The 25,307-nt window shown below is 61.6% G+C and carries 27 protein-coding genes and 1 tRNA gene; 17 read left to right on the forward strand and 11 right to left on the reverse strand.

Annotated features, from left to right (window positions below; all coding sequences use genetic code 11):
• The 7 genes from CO660_RS29200 to ugpC form a co-directional block, all read left to right on the forward strand.
• Nucleotides 1-549, forward strand: a 549-nt coding sequence (locus CO660_RS29200; RefSeq protein ID WP_141504939.1) for an aminotransferase class I/II-fold pyridoxal phosphate-dependent enzyme, incomplete at its 5' end; no start/stop codon positions are given.
• A 252-nt stretch (nucleotides 550-801) separates the two neighbouring features.
• Entirely contained in the window at nucleotides 802-1,866 is a 1,065-nt protein-coding gene (locus CO660_RS29205; RefSeq protein ID WP_245362110.1) for a LacI family DNA-binding transcriptional regulator, read from the forward strand.
• A gap of 54 nt (nucleotides 1,867-1,920) precedes the next feature.
• The gene (locus CO660_RS29210; RefSeq protein WP_097601545.1) at nucleotides 1,921-3,159 is read left to right on the forward strand and encodes a sugar ABC transporter substrate-binding protein; all 1,239 of its coding nucleotides are present in this window, start codon (nucleotides 1,921-1,923) and stop codon (nucleotides 3,157-3,159) included.
• 74 nt (nucleotides 3,160-3,233) lie between these two features.
• The gene (locus tag CO660_RS29215) at nucleotides 3,234-4,151 is read left to right on the forward strand and encodes a sugar ABC transporter permease (protein WP_097601546.1); all 918 of its coding nucleotides are present in this window, start codon (nucleotides 3,234-3,236) and stop codon (nucleotides 4,149-4,151) included.
• Nucleotides 4,148-5,011, forward strand: a complete 864-nt coding sequence (locus tag CO660_RS29220) for a carbohydrate ABC transporter permease (protein ID WP_097601547.1) — start codon at nucleotides 4,148-4,150, stop codon at nucleotides 5,009-5,011. Before CO660_RS29215 ends, CO660_RS29220 begins: the two co-directional genes overlap by 4 nt.
• A gap of 127 nt (nucleotides 5,012-5,138) precedes the next feature.
• Entirely contained in the window at nucleotides 5,139-7,061 is a 1,923-nt protein-coding gene (locus tag CO660_RS29225; RefSeq protein WP_097601579.1) for a glycoside hydrolase family 127 protein, read from the forward strand.
• A gap of 23 nt (nucleotides 7,062-7,084) precedes the next feature.
• Entirely contained in the window at nucleotides 7,085-8,158 is a 1,074-nt protein-coding gene (ugpC, locus tag CO660_RS29230) for a sn-glycerol-3-phosphate ABC transporter ATP-binding protein UgpC (protein ID WP_176536405.1), read from the forward strand.
• Between the two features lie 12 nt (nucleotides 8,159-8,170).
• On the opposite strand, the gene dxr is transcribed toward ugpC, so the two are convergent.
• A complete protein-coding gene (gene dxr, locus CO660_RS29235; protein WP_097601549.1) occupies nucleotides 8,171-9,361 on the reverse strand; it encodes a 1-deoxy-D-xylulose-5-phosphate reductoisomerase in 1,191 nt (396 codons plus the stop codon).
• A gap of 378 nt (nucleotides 9,362-9,739) precedes the next feature.
• On the opposite strand from dxr, the gene CO660_RS29240 reads away from it, so the two are divergent.
• The gene (locus CO660_RS29240) at nucleotides 9,740-10,390 is read left to right on the forward strand and encodes a hypothetical protein (protein ID WP_097601550.1); all 651 of its coding nucleotides are present in this window, start codon (nucleotides 9,740-9,742) and stop codon (nucleotides 10,388-10,390) included.
• Nucleotides 10,391-10,450: 60 nt separating this feature from the next.
• Nucleotides 10,451-10,741, forward strand: coding sequence for a BON domain-containing protein (locus tag CO660_RS29245; RefSeq protein WP_097601551.1), 291 nt, complete (start codon nucleotides 10,451-10,453; stop codon nucleotides 10,739-10,741).
• Between the two features lie 57 nt (nucleotides 10,742-10,798).
• Here the strand turns inward: CO660_RS29245 and CO660_RS33495 are convergent, their stop codons facing one another.
• Both CO660_RS33495 and CO660_RS29250 read right to left on the reverse strand, forming a co-directional pair.
• Complete coding sequence (locus CO660_RS33495; RefSeq protein ID WP_176536406.1) at nucleotides 10,799-10,951, reverse strand: hypothetical protein; 153 nt, start codon at nucleotides 10,949-10,951, stop codon at nucleotides 10,799-10,801.
• Between the two features lie 116 nt (nucleotides 10,952-11,067).
• Nucleotides 11,068-11,349, reverse strand: a complete 282-nt coding sequence (locus CO660_RS29250) for a hypothetical protein (RefSeq protein ID WP_097601552.1) — start codon at nucleotides 11,347-11,349, stop codon at nucleotides 11,068-11,070.
• A gap of 146 nt (nucleotides 11,350-11,495) precedes the next feature.
• Between CO660_RS29250 and CO660_RS29255 the strand changes: the two genes are divergently transcribed.
• The gene (locus tag CO660_RS29255; RefSeq protein WP_097601553.1) at nucleotides 11,496-12,020 is read left to right on the forward strand and encodes a DUF2937 family protein; all 525 of its coding nucleotides are present in this window, start codon (nucleotides 11,496-11,498) and stop codon (nucleotides 12,018-12,020) included.
• Nucleotides 12,021-12,110: 90 nt separating this feature from the next.
• On the opposite strand, the gene CO660_RS29260 is transcribed toward CO660_RS29255, so the two are convergent.
• Nucleotides 12,111-12,187, reverse strand: a tRNA-Arg gene (locus tag CO660_RS29260).
• A gap of 54 nt (nucleotides 12,188-12,241) precedes the next feature.
• Nucleotides 12,242-13,405: a M20 aminoacylase family protein gene (locus tag CO660_RS29265; protein WP_097601554.1), complete on the reverse strand. Its 1,164-nt coding sequence runs from the start codon at nucleotides 13,403-13,405 to the stop codon at nucleotides 12,242-12,244.
• Between the two features lie 157 nt (nucleotides 13,406-13,562).
• Between CO660_RS29265 and CO660_RS29270 the strand changes: the two genes are divergently transcribed.
• Nucleotides 13,563-14,696 carry a D-alanyl-D-alanine carboxypeptidase family protein gene (locus CO660_RS29270; protein ID WP_097601555.1) on the forward strand — a complete coding sequence of 378 codons (1,134 nt, stop codon included), beginning with the start codon at nucleotides 13,563-13,565 and terminating at the stop codon, nucleotides 14,694-14,696.
• Nucleotides 14,697-14,726: 30 nt separating this feature from the next.
• Nucleotides 14,727-15,896 (forward strand): GTP-binding protein, encoded by a 1,170-nt coding sequence (locus tag CO660_RS29275; protein WP_097601556.1) that lies wholly within the window; start codon nucleotides 14,727-14,729, stop codon nucleotides 15,894-15,896.
• 62 nt (nucleotides 15,897-15,958) lie between these two features.
• Here the strand turns inward: CO660_RS29275 and CO660_RS29280 are convergent, their stop codons facing one another.
• The 5 genes from CO660_RS29280 to CO660_RS33500 form a co-directional block, all read right to left on the reverse strand.
• Complete coding sequence (locus CO660_RS29280) at nucleotides 15,959-16,183, reverse strand: sulfurtransferase TusA family protein (RefSeq protein ID WP_085779657.1); 225 nt, start codon at nucleotides 16,181-16,183, stop codon at nucleotides 15,959-15,961.
• Between the two features lie 5 nt (nucleotides 16,184-16,188).
• A complete protein-coding gene (locus CO660_RS29285) occupies nucleotides 16,189-17,421 on the reverse strand; it encodes a murein L,D-transpeptidase family protein (protein ID WP_085779656.1) in 1,233 nt (410 codons plus the stop codon).
• Nucleotides 17,422-17,617: 196 nt separating this feature from the next.
• A complete protein-coding gene (locus CO660_RS29290; protein ID WP_085779655.1) occupies nucleotides 17,618-18,571 on the reverse strand; it encodes an acetyl-CoA carboxylase carboxyltransferase subunit alpha in 954 nt (317 codons plus the stop codon).
• 62 nt (nucleotides 18,572-18,633) lie between these two features.
• Nucleotides 18,634-19,587 carry a site-specific tyrosine recombinase XerD gene (gene xerD, locus CO660_RS29295; RefSeq protein ID WP_097601557.1) on the reverse strand — a complete coding sequence of 318 codons (954 nt, stop codon included), beginning with the start codon at nucleotides 19,585-19,587 and terminating at the stop codon, nucleotides 18,634-18,636.
• Nucleotides 19,588-19,592: 5 nt separating this feature from the next.
• The gene (locus CO660_RS33500; protein WP_097601558.1) at nucleotides 19,593-19,769 is read right to left on the reverse strand and encodes a hypothetical protein; all 177 of its coding nucleotides are present in this window, start codon (nucleotides 19,767-19,769) and stop codon (nucleotides 19,593-19,595) included.
• Between the two features lie 148 nt (nucleotides 19,770-19,917).
• Here CO660_RS33500 and CO660_RS29305 point away from each other — a divergent pair, with 148 nt between their 5' ends.
• The 3 genes from CO660_RS29305 to CO660_RS29315 are packed head-to-tail and all read left to right on the forward strand — an operon-like array spanning nucleotide 19,918 to nucleotide 22,942.
• Nucleotides 19,918-20,505 carry a shikimate kinase gene (locus CO660_RS29305; protein ID WP_097601559.1) on the forward strand — a complete coding sequence of 196 codons (588 nt, stop codon included), beginning with the start codon at nucleotides 19,918-19,920 and terminating at the stop codon, nucleotides 20,503-20,505.
• Nucleotides 20,502-21,632: a 3-dehydroquinate synthase gene (gene aroB, locus CO660_RS29310; RefSeq protein WP_097601560.1), complete on the forward strand. Its 1,131-nt coding sequence runs from the start codon at nucleotides 20,502-20,504 to the stop codon at nucleotides 21,630-21,632. Before CO660_RS29305 ends, aroB begins: the two co-directional genes overlap by 4 nt.
• Entirely contained in the window at nucleotides 21,629-22,942 is a 1,314-nt protein-coding gene (locus CO660_RS29315; RefSeq protein WP_097601561.1) for an HlyC/CorC family transporter, read from the forward strand. The genes aroB and CO660_RS29315 overlap by 4 nt, the downstream gene beginning before the upstream one ends.
• Nucleotides 22,943-22,989: 47 nt before the next feature.
• Here CO660_RS29315 and CO660_RS29320 read toward each other — a convergent pair whose 3' ends face one another.
• A complete protein-coding gene (locus tag CO660_RS29320; protein ID WP_176536407.1) occupies nucleotides 22,990-23,274 on the reverse strand; it encodes a BolA family transcriptional regulator in 285 nt (94 codons plus the stop codon).
• A 102-nt stretch (nucleotides 23,275-23,376) separates the two neighbouring features.
• Between CO660_RS29320 and CO660_RS29325 the strand changes: the two genes are divergently transcribed.
• The gene (locus tag CO660_RS29325; protein ID WP_085779650.1) at nucleotides 23,377-23,994 is read left to right on the forward strand and encodes a J domain-containing protein; all 618 of its coding nucleotides are present in this window, start codon (nucleotides 23,377-23,379) and stop codon (nucleotides 23,992-23,994) included.
• A gap of 308 nt (nucleotides 23,995-24,302) precedes the next feature.
• Nucleotides 24,303-25,295, forward strand: a complete 993-nt coding sequence (cobS, locus tag CO660_RS29330; RefSeq protein WP_064805316.1) for a cobaltochelatase subunit CobS — start codon at nucleotides 24,303-24,305, stop codon at nucleotides 25,293-25,295.
• The last annotated feature ends 12 nt before the right edge of the window (nucleotides 25,296-25,307 follow it).

Here is a 25,307-nt window from a genome sequence, read left to right on the forward strand (position 1 = left end):
CCGCGCGGCGGCGGCATTGCCGAGCGGGAGGGACTGATGGACCGGCTGACGGTGATCGAGGGCACGCTCGGCAAGGCATTCGGGGTGATGGGCGGCTATATCGCCGCGTCGACGGCCCTTTGCGATTTCATCCGCTCATTCGCCTCCGGCTTCATCTTCACCACGGCGCTGCCGCCGGCGCTCGCCGCCGGTGCGGTGGCCTCGATCCAGCATCTGAAGGTCAGCCAATTCGAGCGCGCCCGCCACCAGGACCGCGTGCGCAAACTCCGCTCGCTGCTCGACCAGAACGGCATTCCGCATATGCACAATCCCAGTCATATCGTGCCGGTGCTCGTCGGCGATGCGGCCAAGTGCAAGTGGATCTCCGACCTGCTGCTCGACAATTGCGGCGTCTATGTCCAGCCGATCAACTATCCCACCGTGCCGAAGAAGACCGAGCGACTGCGCATCACCCCGACGCCGCTGCATTCCGACGCCGATATCGCCCATCTCGTCGAGGCCCTGCATTCGCTCTGGTCGCGTTGCGCGCTGGCAAGGCACGTCGCCTGATCTAGCGATCGCTTGGGTTCTAGCTCCGCGAATCAGAACCTCCATCGGGTTCTGACGGCGGTTGTTTGTTCCACATTCATTAGCCGGGCAAGATTGTCCAGCGGTGGGCTGGCGCACTACCCGTGAATGACGCATTGCAATCCCGTCTCATGGATTCGCATTGGCCGATTCCCCGCCTTCCTTCCTGCTGCCTGCCTCGATGTTCCGTCTCTGGATCTACATGAGAAAACCTTTTCTCACTTGACAGAAAGATTGGTAAAAGCTTTTCTCAAGCCACTTGAGAAGGAGGAAGGCCTGAACATATCGGGAGGAAAAAGAGGCAGGATCACCATCCATGAGGTCGCGTCGGCCGCCGGCGTGAGCATCTCGACGGCGTCGAAGGCGCTCAACGACACCGGCCGGATGGGGGCAGAAACCCGCGAGCGGGTTAAGCGGATTGCCGGCGAAATCGGATATCGGCCGAATGCGCTGGCAAGAGGTCTTCTCAGCAAGCGCAGCTTCACCGTCGGGCTGCTGACGAACGACACCTACGGCCGTTTCACGCTGCCTGTGATGGCGGGTATTTCGGACGCTCTCGTCGATCATGGCGTTTCGGTTTTCTTGTGCGCCATCGAAGATGATCCGGCACTCGCCCAGATCCATGTCGATGCGATGCTGGACAAGCAGGTCGACGGTATCATCGCAACCGGCAAGCGGCTGGACAAGCGTCTGCCTGTCGATTTGTCGAATTTGCATGTGCCTGTCGTCTATGCCTTCACCGAGGGGACGCCGAACAGCGTTACTTTCCGTTCGGACGACGAGCAGGGTGCGAGATTGGCGGTGGAATGGCTCGTGACGATCGGGCGGCGGCGGATTGCCCATATTACCGGGCCGGAAGACTTCTTTTCGGTGCGGGAGCGGGCCGGGGCCTATCATCAGGTGGCGGGCCACCGCGAGCCGGTGCTCTACGGCGTCTGGTCGGAAAGCTGGGGTCATGAAGCGGTGGAACAGCTTTGGAAGAGGCCGGGGGAAAAGCCGGACGCGCTTTTCTGCGGCAACGATCAGATCGCCCGTGGCGCGGTAGATGCGCTGCGCGAGCGCGGCGTCAAGGTGCCGCAGGACGTCTCGGTGATCGGCTTCGACAATTGGGAGATTGTCGCGGCCCAGACGCGGCCGCCGCTGACGACGGTTGATATGGAGCTGAAGGAGCTGGGGCGGCAGGCCGGATTGACCGTGCTGGCGCTTGCGGAAGGACGGCCTGTCGAGCCGGGAGTGAGAAAATTGCCCTGCCGGCTCGTCGTCCGGCGGTCATGCGGGGGTAGGCCCCCCGAGGAATGAGATCAGGGAAATGAGCAAAGGCGCGAGGAGATGCGCCATATTGGGAGGAGTGTCATGATCAAGCGTCTATTGGCGGCGACCGGCATCGCTACCTTGTGCATGGTGTCGGCTGCATCGGCGGCCGAAAACGTCGAAATGTGGGTCCGCTCGGGGATCGGCGACGCCTTCAAGAAGGTCGTCGAAGCCTATAATTCCAGCCACGAGAACAAGGTCGTAATGACCGAAGTGCCGTTCTCCGAGCTGGTGCAGAAATATGCGACGGCAATCGCCGGCGGACAGGCGCCCGACGCGCTGTCGATGGACCTCATCTACAATCCTGCCTTTGCCGCGGCCGGCCAGCTGGAGGATCTGACGGACTGGGCGAAGTCGCTGCCCTATTTCAACTCGCTTTCGCCGTCGCATGTCCGGCTCGGCACCTATCAGGACAAGATCTACGGCCTGCCGCTCTCCGTCGAGACATCGGTCTTCGCCTGGAACAAGGATCTCTACAAGAAGGCCGGTCTCGACCCGGAGAAGGCGCCGGCGAACTGGGATGAAATCACCGCCAATGCGGAGAAGATTCGGGCACTCTGTGACGACACCTACGGATTCTATTTCTCCGGCGGCGGCTGCGGTGGCTGCATGATCTTCACCTTCACGCCGCTCGTCTGGGGTGCGGGCGCCGACATCCTGTCGGCCGACAGCAAGACGGCGACGCTCGATACGCCTCAGATGCGCAAGGCCGTCGACATCTACCGCAACATGGTCAAAAAGGACCTCGTGCCGGCGGGTGCGGCCAGCGACAACGGTACGAACTTCCTGACCTTCACCAACGGCAAGATCGGCCAGCAGAGCCTCGGCGCCTTTGCCATCGGCACGCTGGTGACCCAGCATCCCGAAATCAATTTCGGTGTGACCCTCATCCCCGGGGTCGACGGCAAGCCTTCCTCCTTTGCCGGCGGCGACAACTTCGTCATCACCAAGGGCACCAAGAAGATCGACGCCGTGAAGGAGTTCCTCGAATATATCTATTCCGAGGACGGCCAGAAGGTGATGGCGAAATATGGCAGCCTGCCGACCCGTGGCGACATCGCCGGTAAGGTGCTGGAAGGTCTCGATCCGCGCATGCAGGTCGGCCTCAAGGCGATCAGCGTCGCCAAGACGCCCTATACGCTGCAGTTCAACGACCTGATCAACAGCGCCAACGGCCCATGGGCAAGCTTCACCAACGCGGCGATCTTCGGCGACGATGTCGACGGCGCGTTCTCGAGCGCCCAGTCCGAAATGCAGTCGATCATCGATAGCGGCCAATAACTCTCCCAAGGCCGCGGCCGGGGAGCGGTGGCAGCTTCCCGGCCATTTTCAATTGACAGATGCGGAGCGTTTCGATGACCGGTTCCGGTTCGAATATCCTATTGCCCCGGCGAAAGCGGCGGCGCAGATCGAATTGGCGCGGCCCGCTCTACATCGCGCCGGCCATGGCGCTGGTCATCGTCTTCTTCGTCATGCCGGTTCTCTTCACGGGGTGGATGAGCCTTCACAACTGGCCGCTGATGGGAGCGTCGCGCTGGATCGGCTTCAACAATTATTTCCGTATGTTCAAGGACACCCGTTTCATGGCGGCACTGAATTTCACCGCCTATTACACCGTGATCGTCACTGTCGCGATCTTCGCTGTCGCCTTTCCGCTGGCGATCTTCGTCGAAAAGGAACGGCAGTTCGTCAGCGCCTACCGCACGATCATCTTCCTGCCGGTCGTGGTCGGCCTTGCCACGGCCTCGCTGCTCTGGGTCTGGCTTGCCAATGTCGATAGCGGCTTCATCGGCCCAGCCTTGAAAGCACTCGGTCTTCTGGAAAAGAGCCCCAACCTGCTTGCGACCTTCGACACCGCCTTTCTGACGGTCGTGGTGATGGTCGTCTGGAAGATCGCCGGCTTCACCATGATCATTCTGCTGACCGGGCTGCAGGCCATTCCATCCGAGCTGACGGAGGCGGCCCGCATCGACGGCGCCGGCCGCTGGCAGCGCTTCCGGCACCTGACGCTGCCGCTGATGCGCAAGACGATCGCGCTAGCCCTGATCGTCTCGGTTACCGGCTCGATCCTCGCCTTCGACCAGTTCTATATCATGACGGCCGGTGGACCGCAGAACAAGATGATCTCGGTGGTCTATTACATCTTCAACCAGTCCTTCGTCTCCTTCAATCTCGGCTATGGCGCGGCCCTCTCGATTGCGCTCCTCGCCATTCTGGTCGCCATCAGCATCGTGCAGCTCTGGCTGCTGCGCGTCGGGGAGGAGCGTCCATGACAACCTCAAGGCAACGCCGCGCCCGCAAGGCCATCCGCACGAAGTCGGCCTATCATCTGACAGGCATCGCCATCTCCATCTTCTTCCTGGCGCCGTTCGCGGTCACGCTGCTCGCTTCCTTCCGGCAGGGTGCCGAAGCCAGCCTGCCGCCCTTGCCGCCGTGGCCGACATCCGGCATCAGCTTTGATGCCTATGCGCTGCTCGATACGTTCGGCGCCGGCATCTGGCGGCACATGATCAATTCGCTGTTCGTTTCGGTCGCCACTGTGGTGCTGACCGTCATCGTCAGCCTGCTCGCCGGCTATGGCTTCTCGCGTTATCGCTTCCCGATGAAGAATGCACTGTTCGTGCTGATCATTGCTACGCTGATGATCCCGTTCCAGTCGATCCTGACGCCGCTCTTCATCATCCTGGCAAAACTCGGCCTCAACAATTCGCTGCTCGGGCTGACGCTCGTCTATGTGACGCTGCAACTGCCCTTCTCCGTTTTCATGATGCGCAATGCCTTTGACGCCGTGCCCAAGGAGATCGAAGAGGCAGCGCGCATCGACGGTGCGCGCGATCTGAGGCTGCTGGCGCGCGTCCTGCTGCCGCTGGTGCTGCCCGGTGTCGCGACGGTGGCGATCTTCGCCTTCCTCAATGCCTGGAACGAGTTTCTCGCTGCGCTCGTGCTGCTTTCCAGCAATGAGAAATACACCCTGCCGGTACTGATGACGGCAGTTCGCGCCGGACGGCTCGGCGCCATCAACTGGGGAGCGGTGCAGGCTGGTGTCGTCGTCATGACGATCCCCTGCCTGATCGTCTTCCTGCTCCTGCAACGCTACTACATGCGCGGGCTGATGGCCGGCGCGGTGAAATGATCGCAAGAACAGGATGATTTTAGGCCGTCGGCCTAAAATCTGAATCCTGTTCTAAATTAAATAGTTAGAGCATGATGTCGTCCGAAAACCGCTCACACTTTTCGGCATCATGCTCAAGGTAGAGCCCATGACCAAGTCAAGCAATGACCGCCAGTTTCGTCCCGTCGCCGTTCCCGATGTCGAGCTCGGCGGCTTCTGGGGCAAGTGGCAGGAAGCCGTCTGCAATTCCACCGCCGAGACTCTGCTCGACCGCTGCGTCGAGGCCGGGATGTTGAAAGCGATCGACGTCAACCAGCCGAGCCCGGGCGTTGTCATTCCCATTCAGCCCTGGGGCGGGACGACGCAGATGTTCTGGGATTCCGATCTCGGCAAGTCGATCGAGACGATCGCCTACTCGCTTTATCGCCGGCCGAACCCGAAGCTCGAGGCGCGCGCCGATGAGATCATCGACATGTATGAGCGGATGCAGGACAAGGACGGCTATCTGAACGCCTGGTTCCAGCGCGTCGAGCCATCCCGCCGCTGGACCAATCTGCGCGATCATCACGAACTCTATTGCGCGGGTCATCTGATGGAAGCCGCGGTCGCCTATTATCAGGCGACCGGCAAGCGCAAGCTGCTCGACATCATGTGCCGCTACGCCGATTACATGATCAAGGTTTTCGGCCATGGCGAGGGACAGATTCCCGGCTATTGCGGCCACGAGGAAATCGAGCTGGCATTGGTCAAGCTCGCCCGGGTGACCGGCGAGAAGAAATATCTCGACCTGTCGAAATACTTCATCGACGAACGCGGCACCGAGCCGCACTTCTTTACGGCCGAGGCCGCTCGCGACGGCCGGAGCGCTGCCGATTTCCATCAGAAGACCTATGAATATGGCCAGGCGCACCTCCCGGTGCGCGAACAGACGAAGGTCGTCGGCCATGCTGTGCGGGCCATGTACCTCTATTCCGGCATGGCCGATATTGCCACCGAATACAAGGACGACAGTCTGACGGCGGCGCTCGAAACACTCTGGGACGATCTGACGACCAAGCAGATGTACATCACCGGCGGCATCGGCCCGGCCGCCTCTAACGAAGGCTTTACCGATTATTACGATCTGCCCAACGACACGGCCTATGCGGAAACCTGCGCCTCCGTCGGCCTGGTCTTCTGGGCGAGCCGCATGCTCGGGCGCGGACCGAACCGGCGCTATGCCGATATCATGGAGCAGGCGCTTTATAACGGCGCGCTGCCGGGTCTTTCCACAGACGGCAAGACCTTCTTCTATGACAATCCGCTCGAAAGTGCGGGCAAGCACCACCGCTGGAAGTGGCACCATTGCCCCTGCTGCCCGCCGAACATCGCCCGTCTGGTGACGTCGATCGGCTCATACATGTATGCGGTTGCCGATGATGAGATCGCCGTCCATCTCTATGGCGAAAGCACCGCCCGGCTGAAGCTTGCCAATGGTGCCGAGTTGGCGTTGGAGCAGCGCACCAATTATCCGTGGGACGGCGCGGTCGCCTTCACTGTCAAGCTGGCAAAGCCGGCTCGGTTCGCGCTGTCGCTGCGCATCCCGGATTGGGCAGAGGGCGCAACCCTCAGCGTCAACGGGGCGATGCTCGACCTCGGTGCCCATGTCCGCGACGGATATGCGAGGATCGACCGCGAATGGGCGGACGGTGATAAGGTGGCCGTCTACCTGCCGCTGGCGCTTCGTCCGCAATATGCCAATCCGAAAGTGCGCCAGGATGCCGGCCGCGTCGCCTTGATGCGCGGTCCGCTCGTCTATTGCGTCGAGACAACGGACAATGGCGAGGACCTCAACACCATCGTTCTGCCCCGCGACCTGTCGGCCGCCGAAACCGTCGTGCTGAAGGACCTCAATGATGCCGTCGCTCTCGATCTTAAGGTCGAGCGTGAGGAAACATCGAATTGGGGCACATCGCTCTACCGCAAGGCGCCGGCCGAAAGGCGGGTCGCCACAGCACGCTTCGTGCCCTATCATCTCTGGGACAACCGCGCGCCCGGAGAGATGCTCGTCTGGGTCCAGGCGGACAAGTAGGTCGTTTGGGGATGACGAACGGTATGGGTAACAAGAGCGTCGTCCTTCAGGACGTGCGAAAAAGCTATGGCAATCTGCAGGTGGTCCATGGCATCGACCTGACGATCGAGGAGGGCGAATTCGTCGTCTTCGTCGGGCCGTCCGGGTGCGGAAAATCGACGTTGCTTCGCATGATCGCCGGCCTGGAGGACGTGACCGAGGGCGAGATCGAGATCAAGGGACGTGTTGTCACCGATCTCGATCCGTCCGAGCGCGGCATCGCCATGGTCTTCCAATCCTACGCGCTCTATCCGCATATGAGCGTGCGCGACAACCTGGCCTTCGGCCTGAAGATGGCACGTACGAATGGTGCGGAGATCGAGGCGCGCGTCAAGGCAGCCTCGGCGATCCTGAAGATCGACCATCTGCTCGACCGGCGCCCCGGCCAGCTTTCCGGCGGCCAACGCCAGCGCGTGGCGATCGGCCGGGCGATCGTGCGCGAGCCCGATGTTTTCCTGTTCGACGAACCGCTGTCCAATCTCGATGCGGAGCTGCGCGTGTCCATGCGCATCGAGATCGCCCGCCTTCATCGCGAACTCGGCAATACGATGATCTATGTCACGCATGATCAGACCGAGGCGATGACGCTCGCCGACAAGATCGTCGTGCTGCGCGACGGCCGCGTCGAGCAGGCCGGAACGCCGCGGGAAATCTACGAGAATCCGTCGAATACGTTCGTGGCGGGTTTCATCGGCTCGCCGAGGATGAATCTCCTGAATGCCCGATGGGGCGAAGGCGGCCTGGTCGATATCGCCGGCGGGGGCGTCGAAAGCGGCCTGCTGGCGAAAGACAGGCTGGCCGGTGCGGCCGTGACGCTCGGTCTGCGGCCGGAGCATCTGAAAGTGGCGCCCGAGCTCAATGGCAGCCTGAGGGCAAGAGTCGATTTTTCGGAGTATCTCGGCGGAACGCAGTATCTCTATTGCCAGCTCGGCGATGGTCAGTCGCTCACCGTCGAGCACCGGTCGCCGACCAGCATTGCGGCCGGCGAAGAGGTCAGCCTGCAGTTCGAGCCCTCGAATTGCCGATTGTTCGACGAGCACGGCAATCGGCTGCGCTAGCCGACCGAGCTCTCAACCGACGAGATCGAGTTTCAGCAGCGCCGCCGCGCGCTGCCGGGCTTGCCGGTCGGCGTTGAAGACATCGTCCATGCCGGCAGCCGGCGGCAGGTGGGCCAGGTCATCCATGACCCTCTCGGTGACCTCGGCCATGGCGAGGAAGGAGAGGCGCCCCTCGATGAAGGCCTCGAGCGCCACTTCCTTGGCGCCGTTGAGCACCGCGCCCTGAACGCCGCCGCGCGTCATCGCAAGGCGCGCCAGCCGCAAGGCGGGAAACCGCACCTCATCCGGCGCTTCGAAATCCAGCCTCGCGAGCTTGGCGAAATCCAGCCGCTCGACCGGCAGGTTCGGCCGGCGCGGAAAGGACAGCGCGTAACCGATGGCGGTGCGCATATCAGGCGCGCCGAGCTGCGCCAGCACCGAACCGTCGGTATAACCCACCATGGAATGGATGATCGACTGCGGATGGAAGATCACCTCGATCTGCTCGGGCCTCAGTCCGAAAAGATGGCGGGCTTCGATCATTTCCAGCGCCTTGTTGAACATCGAGGCGCTGTCGATCGAGATCTTCAAGCCCATCGACCAGTTCGGATGGGCGCGTGCGGTTTCCACCGTCACATCGGCCATCTCCTTCAACGAGGCGGTACGGAAGGGACCGCCCGAGGCGGTCAGGATGACACGCTCGACGGCATGGCGCTGGGTTTCTTCCAGCACCTGGAAAATCGCATTGTGCTCGCTGTCGACGGGAAGCAGCTTGCCGCCGCCGGCGCGGATCGCCCCGATGAAGAGATCGCCGGCCGAGACCAGACATTCCTTGTTGGCAAGAGCGATATCAGCGCCACGGCGCGCAGCGGCAAGCGTCGGCGCCAGACCCGCCGTGCCAACGATTGCCGCCATCACCCAGTCGGCTTCGCGGTCGGCCGCTTCCATCAGGCCGGATTTCCCCGACGCGACCGCGATGCCGCTGCCGAAAAGTTCGCCCTTCAGCGCTTCATAATGCCGGTCGTTTGCCGTCACCGCCAGCCGCGCGCCGAAGGATCTGGCCTGCCGGGCGAGCAGCTGGACATTGCCGTTGCCTGTCAGAACGGAAATTTCGAAGTTCTCCCGCCCGCCCAGATGTTCGACGACATTGAGGGTATTGCGGCCGATCGACCCGGTCGAGCCGAAGATGCTGAGGCGCCGCGGCGCGGTTTTGCCGGTCATCATTTGGAATTTCGCGAAAAATGTCTCTCGTAGGCTCAGGCTCTACTAGGGTTTGGAGGGTGCGGCAAGTGTGCGGTGCAGCAGATTTCAGCTCCTCGGGGGTTTACAGAGCGGCGGCGGGGTGTGATCCTTATGACATTCCTGAAGGGATGTGATTCCCCTGCCGCCGCTCGTCGGCGCGTGGGCAATCGGGGCGCTGCGGCGGCCATTGAAAAAGGGCACTTGGCTGCCCTCGGCTTTTTCGGCCAAACACTAAATCGACGATGACATCGGGATGAACGGCTTGGCCGTGCTGCCTGTCCGTGTTCGCTGCCGGCACTTTGGTGCGGTATCGTGCCATTCGATGAGCCAGCACGTGTCAGGTCAAAACGATCGGAACACATGACGATACTCAGAATAGCCATCATTCTTTCCGCCATCGTGCTTTCGCTGATCGCGACCGTAAAGGCGGACGACCTGTTGATCTGGTCGCCTGCCAAAGTCTCGGATCGGTCATACAAGGCAACGATGGGTTTTCGTCTGCCGGCGGAATGGGAGACGAGCGCCGGCGCCGATCTCGCATTGGCAGCAACAAAAGGCGGCGCGCCGCTACCCGATTCCGAACAGGCCATGCTCTGGGGCAGGATCAGCAAGACGAGCGTTACGCCGGCAGGCCAATCGCAGCAGGGCGCCAGGGTCAGCGTCGATACGCTGCGCGGCAGCGGCGCTCTGACGCTCAGCCGCTCGCGCAGCTGGATCCTGTCGGATTCGCTCGACATGCAATCGAGCCGCTCCCTGAGCGTCCGTTACGATCCAGTCGATGCCAGGGAGACTTCGGTGACGGCGTCACAGGCGCTGAAGTTGATCCATCCCTGGACGGGAACCTCGCTTTCGGCAGGCGCCGGGGTCAGCAATGCCAGCGGCGACTTCTCGAGCACAGTGGCGGTCGACCAGGCGATCCTGCCGAACCTCAACCTCGATGCCTCGGTCAGCAAGCCGTTCTCGCCTGATGAGGCGAGCAGCGTCACTCTCCGCTATCGCGTCAGCTGGTAACGCAGGAAACCAAACCAGGCATATGGCGTTTCTTCTTGAGATTTTTCGGAGGAACGGAATATGGTTTTCAAAGAGCCGACATTTCACGGGCTTGCGCCCGAAGTGGAAGCGGAGATCGCCAATCGCGCATCTCTCGAGGCCGCCGTCGCCAATGCATTGGCAATTGCCGGCGGCATCGATGCGTCGGATGTGGAAGTGACGATGGAGGAAGATCAGGTCGTGTTGACAGGCACCGTCGGTACGGTCGGGGAAATCGAACGGGCAACCGCCGTCGCCCGGGCGGTCGAGGGCGTGACCGCGGTGCAGAACCGAATCCTGCTCAGCGGGTCTGCCGTCGGCAACCCGCATTGATATTAGCGAAACGCGTCCCGCTTGCGAGCGCCGGCCTCTACGCCGGCGCTCGGCTGATCAACCGGCGAAGCGCTCGACGAGGAAGGACGCGCCTTCCAGGCGATCGGTCTTCGCTGTGGCTACCGACCCCTGCGGCTGATAGGCGATGGCGAGCAGCAGAGCGCTGACGGCGACATAGGCGATTGCCAAAAGAGTCATCTTGATACGCATGACGAGTTCTCCCGTTTTCGCGATAAACGCAGCCGATGTTGCGAAGTTCCTGATCAGCGGAAAGGTGAAGAGCCCGGCTGGGGAGGAGCGGCCGGGCTTTTCGTGCGTGGACCGCCTTATCGGCAGATCCGAGTCTCCTTGATGATCGTATGGCCGTGACGGCGGATTCTTTCCGTCTTGGTGAAGCACTCATCGGAGACGCGGCGCATCATGTGATGGCGGTAGTAGGGCCGGTGGCGATAATAAGGGCGCTCCGAATCGCGATAATAAGGACGCTCCAAATCGCCATAATAAGGACGCGGGTTATCGGTGGTGATAGTCACGCTTGCCGCCTGGGACGGCATGGCGGAAAGGATGGACGCTGCAGCGAGCGTGCAAGCAAGAATGAACTGTTTCATGACGAGCCTCTCTTTCTGAGTTGGTCATAGTCTCAACTCGCCGGAAGCGCCGCCGGTTCAATCACATAGCGTTACCGATTGTGTCGAAGGCAGAAACCTTTGCGGCCGCGGATCGTTAGCGCAGGAAACAGCCGGAGACCACGGTCGTGGGACAGATTGCAAGGATCATCGCCCTTGTCGCCGGACTTGCCGGCGGCACGGTCTTTTCGCAAGCGCCTGAATTTGCGCAGCAATATCGCCAGCGGATCGGCGGCGCGATCGATGAGCTGCGTGTCATCGTCGAGGACTTCAACCGCCAAGCCGCCCAGCATCAACTCGACCGCGAGCAGGCGCTGAACGCCTATGCCCAATCTTCCGACGATTTCCTGCGCGACCGCGGCGTCTCGATGCAGAGCACGATCACGCGTTACGAAACACTGCAGTCGCAGCAACTGAAACTCGCCGCCGCCGCCCCCGTCGCCAAGCCCTTCGTGCTGCTGAGTAATGCGGATGATGTGGTTTTCGCCAATACCTGGCGCGACTTCGTGCTTGGGGTGCCTATGAGCTTTGCCGGCCTCGTCTGGGGCGCAATCGGTTTTGTCGGCGGATCGGTTGTGGCGGCGTTGCTGGGACTAGGGGCACGGCGGATCATAAGAAGACGAGGAGCCTATCGTCAGGTGCCGCGAGCTTGATGCGAGGCAAAGCCTTCAGCGGCGATCTACAAGACGAGATCAGTCATTCCACCCATTCCCGCAGTGGACGTATGGCTCAGCGTTTGAGAATGGTGATCCCGGCGCGATTCGAACGCGCGACCCCCAGATTAGGAATCTGATGCTCTATCCTGCTGAGCTACGGGACCACTTGGATGCCATGCATACAAAAGGCTTGGCGCGAAGCCAAGCCTTAATTCTCGTCAAAGCCCGAGGCGTTGTTCGGCAAGGCGCACCCAGTAGGAGATGCCGTGGGCGATGGCTTCGTCGTTGAAGTCGTAGGCCGGGTTGTGGAGGCCGGCGCTGTTGCCGTTGCCGATGAAGATGAAGGCGCCGGGACGGGCGTTCAGCATATAGGAGAAGTCCTCGCCGCCCATCATCGGATCGATTTCGGAATTGACGTTTGCTTCGCCGGCAATGGCGCTCGCAGTGGCGACCGCGTGCTCGGTCTCATCGGGATGGTTGACGGTGACGGGATAGTTGCGGTTGAAGCTGATTTCGGCCTCGGCCCCATGAGCAGCGACCAGGCCCTCGATGATCTGCCGAAAGCGCGTCTCGGCAAGTGTTCGCATCTCAGGGTCGAGGGTGCGAACGGTGCCGGCGAAGGTCGCATCGTTCGGGATGACGTTATGGGCGAAACCGGCATTGAACTTGGTCACCGAAACGACGACCGAGCGGATCGGGTCGGCGGTGCGCGAGGCGATCATCTGCAGGTTGTTGACGATCTGGGCGGCGATGGCGATCGGGTCGATCGTCCGGTGCGGCTGGGCGGCGTGGCCGCCGCGGCCCTTAATGGTGACGGTGAATTCGTCGGTTGCCGCCATGATGGCGCCCTTGCGGATCGCAAACTGTCCCACAGGCAGGCCCGGCAGGTTGTGCATGCCGTAGACTTCTTCGATCCCGAAGCGCTCCATCATGCCATCCTTGACCATCAGATTGCCGCCGCCGCCGCCTTCTTCGGCGGGCTGGAAGATGACGGCGACATTACCATTGAAATTGCGGGTTTCGGCGAGATATTTCGCCGCGCCGAGCAGCATGGCGGTGTGGCCGTCATGTCCGCAGGCATGCATCTTGCCCGGCGTCTTCGAAGCCCAGGGCTTACCGGTGATCTCAGTCAGCGGCAGGGCATCCATGTCGGCGCGCAGGCCGATCGTGCGGCGACCTTCGCCCTTGCCCTTGATCAGGCCGACGACGCCGGTGCGGCCGATGCCGGTGACGATCTCGTCAACCCCGAATTGCTTGAGTTTCTCAGCGACGAAAGCGGCCGTGTTTTCCACCGCGAAAAGAAGCTCGGGCCGGGCATGGATATGGTGGCGCCATTCGGCGACTTCGTCCTGCAATTCGGCGGCTCTGTTCAAAATCGGCATATTGGCGTTCCTGTTATCAAATCCCGACAATCATTCGTCGCTTCAAATGGGCGTGAGGCCCGTGCAATTACTTCGTCAATGACCTTTGCCATGTCATAGCCATATAGGCTAGATAGATGAAGGTTGCGAGATTTTCCGGACATCTGAAGGACGAACCGTGTCGACGAGCCACTTCCGTTTGTTTGCCGCCATGCGGCCGTTTCGTTTCATGGTTGCGGCGACTGCCGCTTTTGTCGCTTCCGTTTCGCTCGTCCAGGCCAATCCGCATATTCTCGTCGACGTGCAGACAGGCCGCGTTCTCGAACACGAAGAAGCCTTCCGAAAGTGGTATCCGGCCTCGCTCACCAAGCTGATGACCGTCTATACCGTCTTCGATGCGATCCGCGCCGGCCAGATCAGCCTCGATACGCCCATCGTCATGAGCAAGCGCGCCGCCGCGCAGCCGGCCGCCAAGATGTATTTCAAGCCGGGCCAGAAGCTGACGCTCGACAGTGCCTTGAAGATCCTGATGGTGAAATCGGCCAACGATATTGCGGTCGCGGTCGCAGAAGCCGTCGGCGGTACGCAGGAAGGTTTCGTGACCCGGATGAACGGCGAGGCGCTCAAGCTCGGCATGACGGATTCGCATTTCGTCAATCCGAACGGCCTGCCGGGCAAGGGGCAATATACGACGGCGCGCGACCTGGCGGTGCTAACGGTGGCGCTGCGTCGCGAGTTTCCGCAATATGCCAGCTATTTCGCGCTCGAGGGCTTCACCACCGGCCAGCAGAACGTGCCGAACCTCAATATGCTGATCGGCCGCTTCGCCGGCGCCGACGGCATGAAGACCGGCTTCATCTGCGCCTCGGGCTTCAACCAGATCGGTTCGGCGACGCGCAACGGCCGTACGCTTGTTTCCGTCGTGCTCGGCACGGACAGTCTCGCGGCGCGTGCCGATGCGACGGCGAATCTGTTGCAGAAGGGCTTTGCGACGCAGTTTCCCGGCAATGAGACGCTGGGTTCGCTAAAGCCCTACGGGCCCGGACAAGACCAGGTGACCGACATTACAGCCGATATATGCAGCGCCAAGGGCGCCAAGATACGCAGCGAAACGCGAGACGAGGTCGGCCGCATGAAGGTGCACTCGCCCTATATTCTGGAAATGGACCACGACCCGCAATTCGTCTTCGCCGGCCTCATTCCGGGGCAGGACCCGCAGCCGTCTCAGCAGCCGGAAAAGGTGGCGACCGGCGATACGGCTGGCGGCATCGCCAACGTGCCGGTGCCGCTGCCACGCCCGACCGCGTTTTAAGACAAGATGGGCTTCTAAGGTAAGGCAGATATGAGCGCGTTTAACGACAGGATTCCGGTCACCATCCTGACCGGCTTTCTCGGCGCCGGCAAATCGACGCTGCTGAACCGCATCCTCAAAGATCCTGACATGAAGGATGCGGCTGTCATCATCAATGAATTCGGCGATGTCGGCATCGACCATCTGCTGGTCGAAAGTTCCGGCGATTCGATCATCGAATTGTCCGACGGCTGCCTCTGCTGCACGGTGCGCGGCGAGCTTGTGGATACGCTGGCGAACCTGATGGACGCCGTCCAGACGGGCCGCGTTAAGCCGGTGAAGCGCGTCGTCATCGAAACGACCGGTCTTGCCGATCCTGCGCCCGTCATGCAGGCAATCATGGGCAATCCGGTCATCGCCACAAATTTCGAACTCGACGGCGTCGTGACGGTCGTCGATGCGGTCAATGGGCTGCAGACGCTCGACAATCACGAAGAAGCGCGCAGGCAGGCTGCGGTTGCAGACCGGCTGATTGTCTCGAAGAGGTCGATGGCCCGGGCAACGGCGGAGCTGGAACAGCGCCTGCGGGCGCTCAATCCGCGCGCGGCGATGATGGATGCCGACGTCGCCGAGGCGGGCAGCGCCGCGCTCCTGGTGAACGGTCTCTACGACCCGGCAACGAAGATCGCCGATGTCGGGCGCTGGCTGCACGACGAGGATGCGCATGAGGCGCATCATCATGATCATGACCACGATCACGATGGCCATCACGATCATCGTGATGGCCACGGCCACCACCATCATGATCATGCGCAGCAGGATCCGCACGACGTCAATCGTCACGATGGCTCGATCCGGTCTTTCTCTATCGTCGAAGAAAAGCCGATCGATCCGATGGCGCTCGAAATGTTCGTCGATCTCCTGCGCTCGGCCCATGGCGAAAAGCTGTTGCGGATGAAAGCGATCGTGTCCGTCTCCGACCGACCGGAACGGCCGCTGGTGCTGCACGGCGTGCAGAGCATCTTTCACCCGCCGGTGCGGCTGCCGGCGTGGCCGAATCCGCAAGACCGGCGCACGCGCATGGTGCTGATCACCAAGGATCTGCCCGAAGCTTTCGTGAAGGATCTTTTCGACGCCTTCCTCGGCAAGCCGCGGATCGACACACCGGATCGTCAGGCGCTGTCCGACAATCCACTCGCCATTCCGGGTTTGCGCATCTAAAGGCGCGCCGCGTCGTTCTTATCGAGTCCGATTTTTCAGGCTGCTACGTAAAGTGACATGTTTTACCGCTTGCGGATCAGGAAGCGGTGGCCGTCTTCGGTCTTTTCCGTCGCGACCAGTTCGTGACCGTCCTCATTGCAGAAATGCGGCATATCGATCACTGCCATCGGATCGCTGGTATCGACGAGGACGAGCGTGCCGCTTGTCATGGCGGCAAGCTTCCGGCGCGTCTTCATCACGGGGAGTGGGCATTTCAGGCCGCGAAGATCGTAGCGAACGGGGTTCAAGCCGTTCAGTTCCGCGCCCAGAATTTCCAGAACGGCTTCTTTGCCGCGGCTTCTGCCGTCTCCTGCGGTTCGGGCGCTGGCGCGGCATAAGCGAGCGGATTCTGCATCGGCACCGGCACGACCGCAGGCGTTGCGGCGGCGACGGTCGTTGCCTGCGGCTGGGCCGGCGTTGCGGGTGTGGCGCCGGCCGCGGAGTTGGCGGTGAGGCTCTGCGTCGTGCGCTTGGCCATCAGGTCCTCGAGTTCGGCGACCTTGACCATGCGGCCGGCTTCCAGCGAGGTGCCTGTCGGCGCGAAAGCGAGTTCGCGGCCCTTGCGCAGCTTGGCGACCACGGCCTTGCGCTCGGCTTCGGACGGGTCGTACCAGGCCATGCCGTCATATTTGCTCATCGCCTTGGCATAGTCGGCGTCATAGGTCTTGCCGTAGGAGGCAAGGGCTGCCGTCAGCGCCGGCGGCGTCGACATGGCAGGGCATTTGCCGGCGGCGTTGAAGGCGCCGCCATCGGTTGCCTGCTGGTTGAAGACATATTTCTTCTCGCAGACGTTGACCTCCGGCGGGCGCTTCGTCACTTCGAAATTGTCGTAGCCGACCTTCAGCATCTTCCAGAAGTCATAGTTCGGGTCGAGGCGATGCTTGACCATGTTTTCCGCCGTCATGCGGAACGGGAAGGCCTGCAGTTGCACGGTCGACTGGCCGCCCTTGAAGGCGTCACGGGCAAAGGCATAGATCTCCAGCACCTGCTGGTCGGTCATCGAATAGCAGCCGGATGACGAGCAGGCGCCGTGGATCATCAGATCGGAACCGGTGCGGCCGTTCACTGCGTCGTAGCGGTTCGGGAAGCCGGTGTTGATCGCCAGATAATATTTGGAATTCGGGTTCAGGTTGGCGCGGGTCAGCTCGTAGAAGCCTTCCGGCGCCTGCCGGTCGCCGGTCTTGACCTTCGGACCGAGGCGGCCGGACCAGGCGCAGATCTTGTAATCGGCGATCTTGTCAAAACGGTTGTCGGTCTTCGCTTTCCAGATCTCCATTGCACCTTCTTCCTTGAAGATGCGGATCATGATGGGCGAATTGCGGTCCATGCCTTTTGCGGCCATGGCGTTGAGGATATGGGGAGGGAGCGGCTGTTCGACCTTGTTCTTGACCTTGGAAAGATCGACCTGTGCCACTTCCAACGTATCGTTGCAGCCGGCGAGAGCCAGCGCCATGACGGAAACATAGGCAAAATGACGTATGCGCATCCAAACTAGCCCATAAAGATAGTGCGACCCGGTCCGCCTATGGAGTTCGGGCATTGGAAGGAATCATAGGCGGCTTATACTTTATAAAACCTTACCAGCCTATGACGTGCCTCGAACATCCCCGCAAGCGCGAATGTTACAGATAATATCAATGTGGCCAAGATTTGGCCCCAATCGCTGAAAAGCGCAACTTGTCTTAGAGGTTGCGGCCCATATTGAGGAATTTCTGACGCCGCTCATTGCGCAGCTGTTCGCCGGAACGCGAGGCCATTTCGCCGAGCGCATTGGCGATCACGTCGCCGGTTGCGGCAATCACGCTATCGGGATCGCGATGGGCGCCGCCGAGCGGCTCGGAAATGATGCCGTCGATTACGCCGAGCGATTTCAGGTCTTCGGCGGTGATCTTCATATTGGTCGCCGCTTCCCGGGCGCGGGTCGAATCGCGCCAGAGGATGGAGGCTGCCCCTTCCGGGGAAATGACGCTGTAGATCGAATGCTCGAGCATGTAGACCCTGTTGCCGGTGGCAATCGCGATCGCGCCGCCCGAGCCGCCCTCGCCGATGACGACGGAAACGAGGGGAACCTTGACGCCGAGACACATTTCCGTCGAGCGGGCAATCGCCTCGGCCTGGCCGCGCTCCTCGGCGCCGACGCCGGGATAGGCGCCTGCCGTATCCACCAGCGAAATGACAGGCAGGCCGAAACGGTCAGCCATTTCAAGGATGCGGATCGCCTTGCGGTAGCCTTCCGGCCGGGGGCTGCCGAAATTGTGCTTCAGGCGAGTCTTGGTGTCGTTGCCCTTTTCCTGGCCGATGACGGCGACGGGCTGGCCGCGGAAGCGGGCAAGGCCCGCCTGGATCGCGGCATCCTCGGAAAACTTGCGGTCGCCGGCAAGCGGGGTGAATTCCTGAAACAGCGTCTTGGCGTAATCGACGAAATGCGGGCGCTGCGGGTGGCGGGCGACCTGCGTCTTCTGCCAGGCATTGAGCTTGGAATAGATTTCGACGATCGCTTCGCGGACGCGAACCTCCAGCCTGCCGATCTCATCGGTGGTGTCGATGCTCTCGTCTTCCATTGCGAGCTTCTTCAGCTCGATGATCTTGCCTTCGAGGTCGGAGATCGGCTTTTCGAAGTCGAGATAATTGTGCATGAGGTGCGTTTCCGTTCCTTGTGCCCGGGGCGTTTTCCTGGCTCCGCCCCTTGTCGCCGGTCCTATTCGTGCTTTTTCGCCTGTTTGGCAAGGGGGTGATGCATCTGGACGAGCTGCTGCAGCCGCTCTTCGAGGACATGCGTATATATCTGTGTGGTCGAAATGTCCGAATGGCCGAGGAGTTCCTGCACGACGCGCAGATCGGCGCCGTTGGCAAGCAGGTGGCTGGCAAAGGCGTGGCGCATGACGTGCGGCGAGATCAGCGACGGCGTCAGGCCGGCGCGGATCGCCAGGTTCTTGAGGTCGCGGGCGAAAACCTGGCGCGGCAGGTATCCCTCCTTGGAGGCGGCAGGAAAGAGCCAAGGGCTTTCCTGCGGCTCCTTCGCCGCGGCGGTCTCGGTCGCCAGCAGGCGCCCATACGATTTCAGGGCCGCGATCGCCGAGTGCGACAGCGGCACCAGCCGCTCCTTGTTGCCCTTGCCGCGGATCATCAGGAAACGGCCCTCCTGGTCAAGTACGCGGGCCGGTAGCGAGACGAGTTCGCTGACGCGCATGCCGGTGGCATAGAGCAGTTCCAACAGCGCCAGCATGCGCAGGCGCTGCAACTGGCCCGGAGCCGGATCGTCGGCCTCGGCCTGCGCTTGCGACAGCAGCCTGCCGACCTCCTCGACCCCCATCGTCTTAGGTAGCGGACGTCCCTTCTTCGGCGCATCGAGAACGCCTGTGGGGTCGTCGGTCCGCAGGCCCTCGGCATAGAGGAACTTGTAGAATTGCCGCATCGCGGCGAGCCGGCGTGCTTGCGAGGAGGGCTTGAAGCCCTGGCGGGCGAGCGAGGCGAGATAGGCGGCCAGGTCGGCGGAACCTGCTTCGGTCAACCTTATGCTGCGGCCGTTCAGGAAAGCGCTGACATCGTCGAGGTCGCGCTGGTAGGATTGCAGGGTGTTGGCGGCAGCCCCACGTTCGGCGCTCATCATTTCCAGGAAGGATTCCATGTGGACGCGGCTTAGATCCATCATCTCACTCACTTCCCGGTCGTGTCGATTGTGCCCGTCGCCGGCGGGTTGACCCGCTCGGAGGGAATACGGATCGTTACGTCGCGCGGCTTGGGCTCGACGAAGGTCACGAGCGCCCACATCGCTCCGTAAACCGTCCCGGCGAGAATCGCGCAGAAGAACAGGAAACGGAACAGGGTCGGCATCCGGCAACTCCTTCATGCTGTGCTTCTGTTATAAGAAGCGTATTCGCAAGTGCAAGAAGCGCCATTCGAGCCATGATTCCCTTGTCCGCGACTTGACGCTCCACCTGCATTTGTCGATACGGTTTGCAAACAAAGTGTGAATGGACCGATGAGTGAACCACTGCTGACCGTTGCTGACAGCCTGAAAGACAGAGCTCGCGCTGCGCTCGGTTCACGCAATCTGATCCTCGTCGGCCTGATGGGCGCCGGGAAATCCTCCGTCGGGCGCATCGTCGCCAGCCAACTCGGCATTCCCTTCATCGACAGTGATCATGAGATCGAGCGGGTGTCGCGCATGACCATTGCCGAACTTTTCGCAGCCTATGGCGAGGAAGAGTTCCGGGCGCTGGAAACGCGAGTGATGAAGCGGCTCCTGAAGAGCGGACCGCGCGTCGTCTCCACCGGTGGCGGCGCCTTCATCAATGACCGCACCCGCAGGCTTATAAAAAAGGGCGGGCTGTCGATCTGGCTGAAGGCTGATCTCGACGTGCTTTGGGAGCGGGTCAACAAGCGTGACACGCGGCCGCTGCTCAAGACCGAAAATCCCAAGCAGACCCTCGAAAATCTGATGAAGGCGCGTTACCCGATCTATGCGCAGGCAGACCTCACCATACTCTCGCGTGATGTGCGCAAGGAAATCATGGCGGACGAGGTGCTGAAGGCTGTGGTCGAACAGAAAGAAAGTGCAGCGTCATGAATGCGATAAGCTCCACCTCATCAGTCCAGACGGTGCATGTACCGCTCGGCGAGCGCGCCTATGACATCCTGATCGGGCCAGGGCTGATTGCGCGGGCCGGCGCCGAGATCGCCTCGCGTCTCAAAGGCCGCAAGGCGGCCATCATCACCGACGAAAACGTCGCTCCGCTCTATCTCGAGTCCGTCGTCGCGAGCCTCAATGCGGCAGGTATCGTCTCGGCCGAGGTCGTGCTGCCGCCCGGCGAAAAGACGAAGAGCTTCGAACATCTCATTGATGTCTGCGACAAGGTGCTTGAAGCCAGGGTCGAGCGCAACGACTGCGTGATCGCGCTCGGCGGCGGCGTCATCGGTGACCTCTCGGGTTTTGCGGCCGGCATCGTCCGCCGCGGCGTGCGCTTCGTGCAGGTGCCGACTTCGCTGCTGGCGCAGGTCGATTCCTCCGTCGGCGGCAAGACCGGCATCAATTCCCGCCACGGCAAGAACCTGATCGGCGTCTTCCATCAGCCGGACCTGGTCCTGGCCGATACGGATGTGCTGAATACGCTGAGCGGGCGGGAATTCCGCGCAGGCTACGCCGAGGTCGCAAAGTATGGGCTGATCGACAAGCCGGATTTCTTTGCCTGGCTGGAAGCGAACTGGAAGTCGGTGTTTACGGGCGGCTCGGCCCGCATCGAGGCCATCGCTGCCAGCTGCCAGGCGAAAGCCGATGTCGTCGTTGCCGACGAGCGGGAAACCGGCCAGCGGGCGCTGCTCAATCTCGGCCATACGTTCGGGCATGCGCTGGAAGCGGCGACCGCTTATGACAGCCGCCGGCTGGTGCATGGTGAGGGCGTGTCGATCGGCATGGTGCTGGCGCATGAATTTTCCGCACGAATGAACCTTGCGAGCCCAGACGCTGCGCAGCGCGTCGAGCGGCATCTGAAGGAAGTCGGCCTGCCGACCCGCATGGCGGATATCATGGGCGAGCTGCCGCCGGCTGAATCGCTGATGGATGCGATCGCGCAGGACAAAAAGGTCAAGAGCGGCAAGCTCACCTTCATCCTGACGCGCGGCATCGGTCAGTCCTTCGTCGCCGACGATGTTCCGGCATCCGAAGTGCTCAGTTTTCTCCGGGAAAAACATCCTTGACGACGATCGAAGGCGCTTTGGCGTTTCTTGCGACATACTGGCCGGAGATCCTTTCGATCACGGCGCTCGTGCTGACGTCCGCCTTCTTCTCCGGCACGGAGACGGCGCTCACCGCCGTTTCGCGCAGCCGCATTCATACGCTTGAGGTCAACGGCGATGAACGCGCCGGCCTCGTCCGGCAGTTGATCGAACGGCGCGACCGGCTGATCGGTACGCTGCTGATCGGCAACAATCTTGCCAACATCCTCTCTTCCTCGATCGCCACCAGCCTTTTTCTCGGGCTGTTCGGCAGTTCGGGTGTGGCGCTGGCGACGCTCGCCATGACCATCATCCTCGTCATCTTCGCGGAGGTGCTGCCGAAGAGCTGGGCGATCTCGGCGCCGGAACGCTTCGCGCTCGCCGTCGCATTTCCCGCCAGATTGTTCGTCGCCATCGTCGGCCCGGTGTCCTCCTTCGTCAATGCGGTTGTGCGACAGATCCTGGCGCTGTTCGGCATCAATCTTTCGCGGGAAGTTTCGATGCTGACGGCGCATGAGGAGCTGCGCGGCGCCGTCGATCTGCTGCACCGCGAGGGATCGGTGGTGAAGGCCGACCGCGATCGCCTCGGCGGCGTGCTCGACCTCAGCCAGCTGGAGCTATCAGACATCATGGTCCACCGCACCAAGATGCGGGCGATCAATGCCGACGATCCGCCGGAAGCGGTGGTGCGCGCCATTCTTGAAAGTCCCTATACGCGCATGCCGTTGTGGCGCGCCACGATCGACAACATCATCGGCGTCGTCCACGCCAAGGACCTTCTGCGGGCACTGGCCGAGCCGAACATGGAGCCGCAGAATCTCGATATCGTGAAGATCGCGCAGAAGCCGTGGTTCGTGCCCGACAGCACCAATCTTGAGGACCAGCTCAACGCTTTTCTGCGCCGCAAGCAGCATTTCGCCGTCGTCGTCGACGAATATGGCGAGGTGCAGGGCATCGTCACGCTGGAGGATATTCTCGAGGAAATCGTGGGCGACATTTCCGACGAGCACGATATCGAGATGCAGGGCGTGCGTCAGGAAGCGGACGGCTCTGTCGTCGTCGATGGCAGCGTGCCGATCCGCGATCTCAACCGCGCGCTCGACTGGAACCTGCCCGACGAGGAGGCGACGACCATCGCCGGCCTCGTCATCCATGAATCGATGACCATCCCGGAAGAGCGTCAGGCCTTCACCTTCTACGGCAAACGTTTCGTCGTGATGAAGCGGGAGAAAAACCGCATCACCAAGCTGCGCATCCGCCCCGCGCAGGAAGACGACACAAAACCGGTGTGATCCGGTTGGATTGCCTGCGCCTTATACCCATATAGGCTGCTGTGCCGCTACCAGCGGGTGGGTTCACCAGGTGCCGCCGGTTCGACGGCCAGCGCGTGCAGGCCGGCATCGAGCTCCGGTTTCAACAGATCGGTGATCGCCCGGTGGCGCGCCAGGCGGGAGAGGCCGGCAAATTTAGTCGAAACGATCCTCACCCGCATGTGGGTTTCGCCGGTGCCCGTGATGTCAGGCTGGTGGCCGGCATGCAGATGGCTTTCGTCGATGACGCTCAAGCGTTCGGGCGCGAAGGCTTCGATAAGTTTTTCTTCGATGCGGGTCCGCAGGGTCATCATCCGGTCTTGCTGCTTCGCGAAAAGGGTTCCCACCAAGCCAGCAACATTCCCATTTGTCAATTCTTGTTGTCGCCTCGCGACAGCCCCATAATTAGCGCCGCCATGAGACTTGATTCAAAATACTTCGATCGCATCCGCACACGCCGCAAACGCGAGCAGGAGACGGAGCAGGCGCCGCCTACCTGTCAATGGGACGGCTGCGATAAGAAAGGTGCGCATCGCGCTCCGGTGGGGCGCAATGCGGAAGGCCAGTTCTTTTTGTTCTGCTTCGAGCACGTCAAGGAATACAATAAGGGCTATAATTATTTCTCCGGCCTTTCGGACGGCGAGATCGCGCGCTACCAGAAAGAGGCGATCACCGGCCATCGACCGACATGGACCGTCGGCGTCAATAAGTCGGCCAAGGACAGCCCGCTGCATTCCGAGGTGCGCTCCGGCGCCTACTCGCGCGTTCGCGATCCCTTCGGCTTCGTCAAGGAAGGCGGCAAGGGCAGCGGGCCGCGCTTTCCCCAGGCGCGCAAGCTGAAATCGCTCGAAAGCAAAGCCTTCGACACGATGGGTCTCCACGCCAACGCGACCTCGGCGGAGATCAAGAGCCGCTACAAGGAGCTGGTCAAGAAGCACCATCCGGATGCCAATGGCGGCGACCGCGGCTCGGAAGAGCGTTTCCGCGCCGTCATCCAGGCGTATCAATTGTTGAAGCAGAACGGTTTTTGTTAATTCCCGTCCTTGCTCTTGGGCTTCAATCGGGTATGGTCCAAATCGGCTGAGGCCGCAGGCAAACGCGGCTCCTATCTGCGTGTTTTCCCGACATCGCCTCGGCCGACCTTCCGGACGCGGCGTTTCTTGTCCGGGACTCTTTCAAGAATGCTCGCACGCGGTCATCATCCGCCGAGGTTTCGTTTCAGTCCCGGAGAGGTATCGCCGACGTTCCGACCTGGACGGGCGCGGAATAAAATCGCGGCGTCACGGTTGCGACATGGCCTGAGACAGTTTGGCCGGGTGGCTTCACCCGCCTTGGAGACATGATGAGCAAGATCGACCTCGATATTTCAGAACTGCCCGATACTACCGTTTCGGTCCGCGAGACCTTCGGCATCGATTCCGACATCCGCGTTCCTGCCTACAGCAAGGGTGACGCCTATGTGCCGGATCTCGATCCCGACTACCTGTTCGACCGCGAGACGACGCTCGCCATTCTCGCAGGCTTCGCGCATAACCGCCGCGTGATGATCTCCGGCTATCACGGCACGGGCAAATCCTCGCATATCGAGCAGGTGGCGGCGCGCATCAACTGGCCCTGCGTGCGAATCAACCTCGACAGCCATGTCAGCCGTATCGATCTCGTCGGCAAAGACGCGATCGTCGTCAAGGACGGGCTGCAGGTGACCGAGTTCAAGGACGGCATCCTGCCTTGGGCCTATCAGCACAATGTCGCGCTCGTCTTCGACGAATATGATGCCGGCCGTCCCGACGTGATGTTCGTCATTCAGCGCGTCCTGGAATCGTCAGGCCGCCTGACACTGCTCGACCAGAGCCGCGTCATCCGGCCGCATCCGGCTTTCCGCCTGTTTGCGACCGCCAATACGATCGGCCTCGGCGACACCACCGGCCTTTATCACGGCACGCAGCAGATCAACCAAGCGCAGATGGACCGCTGGTCGATCGTCACGACGCTGAACTACCTGCCGCATGATCACGAAGTGAATATCGTCGCCGCCAAGGTGAAGAGCTTCGGCAAGGACAGGGAAGGGCGTGAGATCGTCTCGAAGATGGTCCGCGTTGCCGATCTGACGCGCGCCGCCTTCATGAACGGCGATCTTTCGACCGTCATGAGCCCGCGCACGGTCATCACCTGGGCCGAGAATGCCGAAATCTTCGGCGATCTCGCCTTTGCCTTCCGCGTCACCTTCCTCAACAAGTGCGACGAGCTGGAGCGCCCGCTGGTCGCCGAGCACTATCAGCGCGCCTTCGGCGTGGAGCTGAAGGAAAGTGCTGCCAACATCGTCCTCGGAGCCTGAGGCCCGACCGAT

The sequence above is a fragment of the Rhizobium sp. L9 genome (assembly GCF_002531885.1).
In the GTDB taxonomy this organism is placed as follows: domain Bacteria; phylum Pseudomonadota; class Alphaproteobacteria; order Rhizobiales; family Rhizobiaceae; genus Rhizobium.

Coding starts and splice junctions, on each gene's coding strand:
- CO660_RS29210 (WP_097601545.1), top strand. CDS start 1,921: ATGATCAAGCGTCTATTGGCGGCGACCGGCATCGCTACCTTGTGCATG.
- CO660_RS29215 (WP_097601546.1), top strand. CDS start 3,234: ATGACCGGTTCCGGTTCGAATATCCTATTGCCCCGGCGAAAGCGGCGG.
- CO660_RS29220 (WP_097601547.1), top strand. CDS start 4,148: ATGACAACCTCAAGGCAACGCCGCGCCCGCAAGGCCATCCGCACGAAG.
- CO660_RS29225 (WP_097601579.1), top strand. CDS start 5,139: ATGACCAAGTCAAGCAATGACCGCCAGTTTCGTCCCGTCGCCGTTCCC.
- ugpC (WP_176536405.1), top strand. CDS start 7,085: ATGGGTAACAAGAGCGTCGTCCTTCAGGACGTGCGAAAAAGCTATGGC.
- dxr (WP_097601549.1), bottom strand. CDS start 9,361: ATGATGACCGGCAAAACCGCGCCGCGGCGCCTCAGCATCTTCGGCTCG.
- CO660_RS29240 (WP_097601550.1), top strand. CDS start 9,740: ATGACGATACTCAGAATAGCCATCATTCTTTCCGCCATCGTGCTTTCG.
- CO660_RS29245 (WP_097601551.1), top strand. CDS start 10,451: ATGGTTTTCAAAGAGCCGACATTTCACGGGCTTGCGCCCGAAGTGGAA.
- CO660_RS33495 (WP_176536406.1), bottom strand. CDS start 10,951: ATGCGTATCAAGATGACTCTTTTGGCAATCGCCTATGTCGCCGTCAGC.
- CO660_RS29250 (WP_097601552.1), bottom strand. CDS start 11,349: ATGAAACAGTTCATTCTTGCTTGCACGCTCGCTGCAGCGTCCATCCTT.
- CO660_RS29265 (WP_097601554.1), bottom strand. CDS start 13,405: ATGCCGATTTTGAACAGAGCCGCCGAATTGCAGGACGAAGTCGCCGAA.
- CO660_RS29275 (WP_097601556.1), top strand. CDS start 14,727: ATGAGCGCGTTTAACGACAGGATTCCGGTCACCATCCTGACCGGCTTT.
- CO660_RS29285 (WP_085779656.1), bottom strand. CDS start 17,421: ATGCGCATACGTCATTTTGCCTATGTTTCCGTCATGGCGCTGGCTCTC.
- CO660_RS29290 (WP_085779655.1), bottom strand. CDS start 18,571: ATGCACAATTATCTCGACTTCGAAAAGCCGATCTCCGACCTCGAAGGC.
- xerD (WP_097601557.1), bottom strand. CDS start 19,587: ATGATGGATCTAAGCCGCGTCCACATGGAATCCTTCCTGGAAATGATG.
- CO660_RS33500 (WP_097601558.1), bottom strand. CDS start 19,769: ATGCCGACCCTGTTCCGTTTCCTGTTCTTCTGCGCGATTCTCGCCGGG.
- CO660_RS29305 (WP_097601559.1), top strand. CDS start 19,918: ATGAGTGAACCACTGCTGACCGTTGCTGACAGCCTGAAAGACAGAGCT.
- aroB (WP_097601560.1), top strand. CDS start 20,502: ATGAATGCGATAAGCTCCACCTCATCAGTCCAGACGGTGCATGTACCG.
- CO660_RS29320 (WP_176536407.1), bottom strand. CDS start 23,274: ATGATGACCCTGCGGACCCGCATCGAAGAAAAACTTATCGAAGCCTTC.
- CO660_RS29325 (WP_085779650.1), top strand. CDS start 23,377: ATGAGACTTGATTCAAAATACTTCGATCGCATCCGCACACGCCGCAAA.
- cobS (WP_064805316.1), top strand. CDS start 24,303: ATGAGCAAGATCGACCTCGATATTTCAGAACTGCCCGATACTACCGTT.